Genomic DNA, 5,986 nt, shown 5'->3' with positions numbered 1-5,986 from the left:
GGCGCGGCCGCGGCGAAGCGGCGGCGGACGCCCGCCATGAGCGGCGGGCGGCGGGCGGCGAGGACGCCGCCGCCGAGCACCACCTCGGCCGGGCGGTCCAGCAGGCCGAGGCGGCGCAGCGCGACCGTGCCGAGCACCGCGATCTCCTCGGCCTGCCGGTCCACCACCGACAGCGCGACGGGGTCCCCCGCCTCGGCGACGTCCATCAGCACCGGGGCGAGCGTCAGCAGCCGGTCGCGGTGGACGTCGCCGAGGTGCACCGCGATCCCGACGTCCAGGGCGGTGGCGGCGCCGAAGTGCGCGGCGACGGCGGCGGTGAGGGCGGTGGCGGGGCCGCGGCCGTCCTCGGCGCGGACGGCGTGCCAGAGCGCGGCCTCACCGAGCGTCCCGCCGCCGCCCCAGTCGCCGGTGTGCGCGCCGAGGGAGGGGAACCGGACGCTCGCGCCGTCCGGTCCGACGCCGACGCAGTTGATGCCGGCGCCGCACACGACCGCGACGCCCCAGCCGCGGCGGGCGCCGGTGTGCAGCAGCGCCAGGGTGTCGTTGCCGACGGTGACGCGGTCGGTCCAGCCGCGGGAGCGGAGCGCCTTGACGAGGGCGTCCTCCTCGTCGGGCAGGTCCACGTTCGCCATGTACGCCGACAGCGCCGCGACCGGGTACGGCGCCGGCGCAGCGACCGGGCGGGCGGACGCCCCCGCCGCGGCGGGAGGGGAGGGGACGTCCGCCAGAGCCCGGTCCACGAGGGAGGCGACGGTGGCGACGGCGTGGTCGAGGCCGCCCTCGTGGGGCCGGTAGCCGGGACCGCGGACGGTGGCCAGCACGGTCCCGGAGGTGTCGGCGACCAGCACGTCGGTCTTGCTGTTGCCGCCGTCCACCGCGACGAGCGTGCGGCTCACCGGGCCGCCCAGGGCAGGTGCGCGCGGTTGGCGGCGACCAGGTCGGCCGCGAGCCGGTCCGCCGGGTCGTCCTGCCCGACCAGCGGGTGGGCGAGCAGGGCGGTGCGGACGCGCTCGACGCCGCCGCGCAGCGCCGCGTCGAGCGCCAGTTCCTCGTAGGCCGACACGTGCGCGACGAGCCCGGCGTACAGCGGTTCCAGCGGCGGGACGGGCTCGGGCAGCGGGCCCTTGGAGGTGATGCGGGCGGGGACCTCGACGACGGCGTGGTCGGGCAGGAACGGGAACGTCCCGTTGTTGCGGACGTTGGCGACCTGCACGGCCGGGACCTCGACGGCGCCGGGCGCGCCGAGCAGCGCGGCCAGCAGGTGGACGGCCGCCTCGGAGTAGAACGCTCCGCCGCGCTCGGACAGGCGTTCGGGCCGCGTGTCGTTGGCGGGGTCGGCGTACAGCTCCAGCAGCTCGCGTTCGACGGCCGCGACGTGGTCGGCGCGCGGGCGGGCGGTGCGCTGCCGGTCCACGATCCGGTCGTGCTCGTAGTAGTAGCCGAGGTAGCTGGACGGCAGGACGCGCAGGTGGTGCAGCAGGTCGCCGGGCAGCGTGGAGATCTCGGCCAGCGCGGGCAGGTGCTCGTCGAGGAGTTCGGGCAGGCGGTCGGTGCCGTCCACGTGCGCCGACCGGACCCAGGTGAGGTGGTTCAGCCCGGCGTGCCCGAGTTCGACGCGGTGCGGCGGGACGTCCAGCAGCGCCGCGATCCGCCGTTGGACGTGGATGGCGACGTTGCACAGCCCGACCGCGCGGTGTCCGGCGTCCAGGAGGGCGCGGGTGACGATCCCGACCGGGTTGGTGAAGTCGACGATCCAGGCGTCGGGGGCGTGCCGGGCGATGGTGTCGGCCAGGTCGAGGACGACCGGGACGGTCCGCAGCGCCTTGGCGAGGCCGCCCGCGCCGGTCGTCTCCTGCCCGACGCAGCCGCAGAGCAGGGGGAGCGTCTCGTCCACGCGGCGGGCGGCCTGCCCGCCGACGCGCAGCTGGAGCACGACGGCGTCCGCGTCGGCGACGCCCGCGGCGGTGTCGCCGGTGGTGACGACCCGGGCGGGGTGGCCGACGCGGGCGAGCATCCGCCGCGTCATCGCGCCGACCGGGGCCAGGCGGTCCTCGTCCGGGTCGACCAGGACCAGTTCGGTGACGGGGAGCGCGGCGCGCATCCGCGCCAGCCCGTCCACCAGTTCGGGGGTGTAGGTGGACCCGCCCCCGACGACCGTCAGTTTCAACCCTTCACTCCCGTCAAGGTCACGCCCTGCACGAACACGCGCTGGGCGAGGAAGAACACGATGAGGACCGGCAGGATGGTCAGCAGTGTCGCCGCCATCGTCAGGTTCCACTCGACGTGGTGGGCGGCGCGGAACGAGGCGAGGCCGACCGCCAGCGTGGCGTGGCCGGGGTCGGCGTACACCAGGGGCCCGACGTAGTCGTTCCAGCAGTAGAAGAACTGGAACAGGGCGACGGCGGCGATCGCGGGCCGCGCCATGGGCAGGACGACCCGCAGCATCGTCCGGAGCTCGCCGCAGCCGTCAACGCGGGCGGCGTCGGCGTACTCGCCGGGGATCGACACCAGGAACTGGCGCAGCAGGAAGATGGAGAACGCGTCGCCGAACAGGCCCGGCAGGATCAGCGGCCACAGCGTGCCGGTGAGGTGGAACCTGGCCCAGACGATGTACAGCGGCACCATCGTGACCTGCGGCGGCAGCATCATCGTCGCGATGACGACCACCAGCGCGGCCGACCGGAGCCGGAACCGGAAGCGGGCGAGCGCGTAGGCGACGGGGATGCTGGAGACCAGCACGAACAGCGTGGACAGCCCGGCGTACAGGACGCTGTTGAGCGTCCAGCGGACCATGTCGCCGCTGAACGCGCGGCGGAAGTTCCCCCAGTGCCAGGTGTCGGGCCAGAACGAGCTGCTGAGCGCCTGCCGGTCGGACATCACGGCGGTGAGCAGCATGAACACCAGCGGCGCGAGGAACATGACGGCGAGCGCGATCGCCAGCGAGTGGACGGCGGTCCAGTACAGCAGGCGGCGGACGCGGGTGCCGCGGGACGGCCGGTGGGCGCGCCGGGGCGCGGGCCGGGTCCCGGGGGCGGTGGGCGCGGCGGTGGCGGTCATCGGGCCTCCTCGCCGGCGAAGGCGCGGAAGCGCCGCAGCAGGACCAGGGTGAACAGCATCCCGACGGCGAACATCACCAGGGCCAGCACGCACGCGTAGCCCATGTTGGACTGCCGGAACCCCTCGTCGTAGAGCCACTGCGGGAAGGTGAGGGTGGACCCGTCGGGGTAGCCGGGCGCGAACTGCGTCCCGGCGGTGTCGGCCTGCCCGGAGGCGACCTTCGCCGCGACCAGCGCCTGGGTGAAGTACTGCAGGGTCTGGATGACGCCGGTGACGGCGCAGAACGCCAGCACGGGCGAGATCGACGGGAGGGTGATGTAGCGGAACCGCTGCCAGGCGTTCGCGCCGTCCAGAACGGCCGCCTCGTACAGCGAGCGCGGGACGTCCAGCAGCGCCGCCAGCAGCAGGATCATCAGGTCGCCGACCGCCCACAGTCCGAGCAGCGTCAGGCCGGGCCGGGACCAGGAGGGGTCGTTGAAGAAGTCCGGCAGCGAGATCCCCAGGTGCCGGGTGAGCGCGGGGAACGGGCCGGTGCCGGGGTTGGTGACGAACACGAACGCGACGGTCGCCGACACCGGCGGGATGAGGTAGGGCAGGTAGAACACCGACCGCAGGACGCTGCCGCCGCGTCTGATGTGGGTGAGCAGCTGGGCGATGCCCAGGCCGAACAGCATCCGCAGCGGGACCATGAGCACGACGAGCCACATCGTGTTCTTCATGGCGTTCCAGGCGTCGCCGTCGTGCAGCAGGAACCGGTAGTTGGCGAACCCGACGTACCGCAGGGTGAACAGGTCGTACCGGGTGAAGGAGAAGTAGACGGTCGCGGCCAGGGGGTAGCCGAAGAAGAGACCGACGCCGACCAGCCAGGGGGACAGGAACGCCAGGACGCGCAGCCGGGCGCGGCGGCGTGCCCGGGGTCCCGCGCCCGCGGCGGCCGTCGGGGCGGTGAGGGTGGTCACGGCTCAGCCGCCGTTCAGCTTGATCGCCTGGTCGACCCGGGTGTCCAGGTCCTTCAGCGCCGCGTCCAGGTCGGTGACGCGGCCGGGTTCCCACTGGTCCTGGACGAACGCCTGGAACTTCACCACGTAGTCGTTGCCGTTCGGGGTGGGCGGCGTGGTGGCGCTGTTGGGGTTCTTGAAGACGTCGAGGAAGGTGCGGAACTGCGGCGGCATCCTCAGGTCGGGGGAGGCGAGCGCGGGCAGGGTGCTCGGGACGTTGCCGAGGCCGTTGGCGAAGGTGACCAGCGCGGTGGTGTCGGTGGTCAGGTACTTCACGAACTCCCAGGCGGCCTGCGGGTGCTTGGCGCCGCGGGGGAGCCCGATGACGGTTCCGGTGACGAACCCGCCGCCGTACCGGGCGGTCTGGTCGTCGGGGACGGGCACGGGCGCGGTGCCGTAGTCGACCTTGGGCGCCTCGTCCTGCAGGAACTTGGTGCGCCACTCACCGTCGACGGCCATCGCGACCTTCCCCTGCTCGAAGGGGTTGGACGCCTCGAACTCCTGCCCGAGGGACTTCAGGAACTTCTTGACGTCGGCGTAGCCGTACCAGTCGATGAGGCTCTTGTTCCACTGCAGGTACGCCTTGACGTTCGGGTCGGCGGCGAGGTTCGACCTGCCGTCGGGGGTGAGCCACCTGGCGCCGAACTCGGTCGCCAGGTGCTGCACCTGGTGCTCGTAGTACTGCGCGGACGGCATGAACCCGGCGACCTTGATCGTCCCGTCGGGGTTCCGGACGGTCAGCTTCTTGGCGAGCGCCGTCAGCTCGCCGATGGTCCTCGGCGGCTGGTTCCCCTTCATCAGGGCCTTGTTGTAGTAGAGGCCGTAGGCGTCGGCGAGCAGCGGCATCGCGCAGCGCCGCCCCTTGTACTGGGTGTACTCGCGGACGGCCCGCGGGAACAGGTTCAGGTCGACCTTGGACCGGGTGAGGTAGGGCGTGAGGTCCTGCCAGGCGCCCGAGCGGCACCACGATCCGACCGAGTCGGTGGTGAACGACGACACCACGTCGGGCGGGTTCCCGCCGCGGATGGCGTTGGTGATGCGGTCGTCGGTCTGGTCCTTGACGAGTTTGACGGTGATGTTCGGGTGCAGGCGGTGGAATCCCGCGACGGCGTCCTCGAACGCCTTGACCTCGTGCGGGGCGGACCAGCCGTGCCAGACCTCGATGGTCTGCCTGGCGTCGGCCTTCGGTCCCGAGGACGACCCGCCGGAGCTCCCGGCGGTGCAGGCGGAGGCGAGCAGCAGCCCGGATGCGGCGAGGCCCGCCGCGGACAGGCGCCGGGCGCGCCGGGGGGTGAGGAACACTCCTGGTCTCCTTCGGGGAGGACGGCCGGACGGCCGTCGGGGGGTGGGAGGAGTGGACCCGGGCCGGAGCCCGGTACCCGGACGCGCGTCAGGTCGCGGCGGCCCGGGTGCGGGAGAACACCTCCTCCCGGCAGCCGCGCAGCGCCTGATCCAGCGCTCCGGCCAGGACGACGTTGCCCGCCACGGCGCTCAGCCGGACCGGCGGACGCGGGATCGTCATGCTGTGCAGCTCGCGTTCGACCAGCGCGCGCAGCGCCTCGCCCCCCGCACGGGGCACCTCGCCGGTCAGCACGATCAGTTCGGGGTCGAGGATCCCGACCACGTTCGCCAGCGTCGCCGCCAGCCGCTCCGCCAGCTCCCCGAGCGCCGCCGCGGCGGCCTCCGCCCGCTCGGCCCCCGAACCCCGCGTCCCGCCCGTGCCCGTCCCACGGCCCGCGGACGCCGAGGACGGCGTGCCGCTGCCGGCGGACGCCGAAGAACCGGGGGAGCCGGGGGAGTCCGGGGAGTCGGCGGAGGGGGCCGAGGCGAGCGCGCGGGTGGCGCGGGTGAGCGCGGCGCCGACGTCGCGGCCCGGGAAGCCGTGGCCGCGCAGCAGCGCCAGCACGGCCGCGCTGCCGATCCGGGTCTGG

5 protein-coding genes and 1 pseudogene are annotated in these 5,986 nt (G+C 73.8%); all 6 read right to left on the bottom strand.

Annotation, left to right across the window (positions count from 1 at the left end):
- The coding region (locus DZF91_RS29435) for an N-acetylglucosamine kinase (protein WP_158588076.1) at positions 1 to 896 on the bottom strand (896 nt) is incomplete at its 3' end.
- Positions 893 to 2,167 (bottom strand): family 4 glycosyl hydrolase, encoded by a 1,275-nt coding sequence (locus DZF91_RS29430; protein ID WP_117360366.1) that lies wholly within the window; start codon positions 2,165 to 2,167, stop codon positions 893 to 895. The genes DZF91_RS29435 and DZF91_RS29430, both read right to left, overlap by 4 nt.
- The gene (locus DZF91_RS29425; RefSeq protein WP_407920950.1) at positions 2,164 to 2,793 is read right to left on the bottom strand and encodes a carbohydrate ABC transporter permease; all 630 of its coding nucleotides are present in this window, start codon (positions 2,791 to 2,793) and stop codon (positions 2,164 to 2,166) included. The genes DZF91_RS29430 and DZF91_RS29425 overlap by 4 nt, the downstream gene beginning before the upstream one ends.
- A 260-nt stretch (positions 2,794 to 3,053) precedes the next feature.
- Positions 3,054 to 4,016: a carbohydrate ABC transporter permease gene (locus DZF91_RS29420; RefSeq protein ID WP_117360364.1), complete on the bottom strand. Its 963-nt coding sequence runs from the start codon at positions 4,014 to 4,016 to the stop codon at positions 3,054 to 3,056.
- Positions 4,017 to 4,019: 3 nt separating this feature from the next.
- On the bottom strand, positions 4,020 to 5,357 hold the full coding sequence (locus tag DZF91_RS29415) for an ABC transporter substrate-binding protein (protein ID WP_235834647.1): 1,338 nt from the start codon (positions 5,355 to 5,357) through the stop codon (positions 4,020 to 4,022).
- A gap of 88 nt (positions 5,358 to 5,445) precedes the next feature.
- Positions 5,446 to 5,986: pseudogene (locus DZF91_RS29410) on the bottom strand (ROK family protein); the annotation flags it as partial.

This window comes from Actinomadura logoneensis (assembly GCF_003428695.1).
Lineage (GTDB): Bacteria > Actinomycetota > Actinomycetes > Streptosporangiales > Streptosporangiaceae > Spirillospora > Spirillospora logoneensis.
This window is presented reverse-complemented; position numbering and strand designations above follow the sequence as displayed.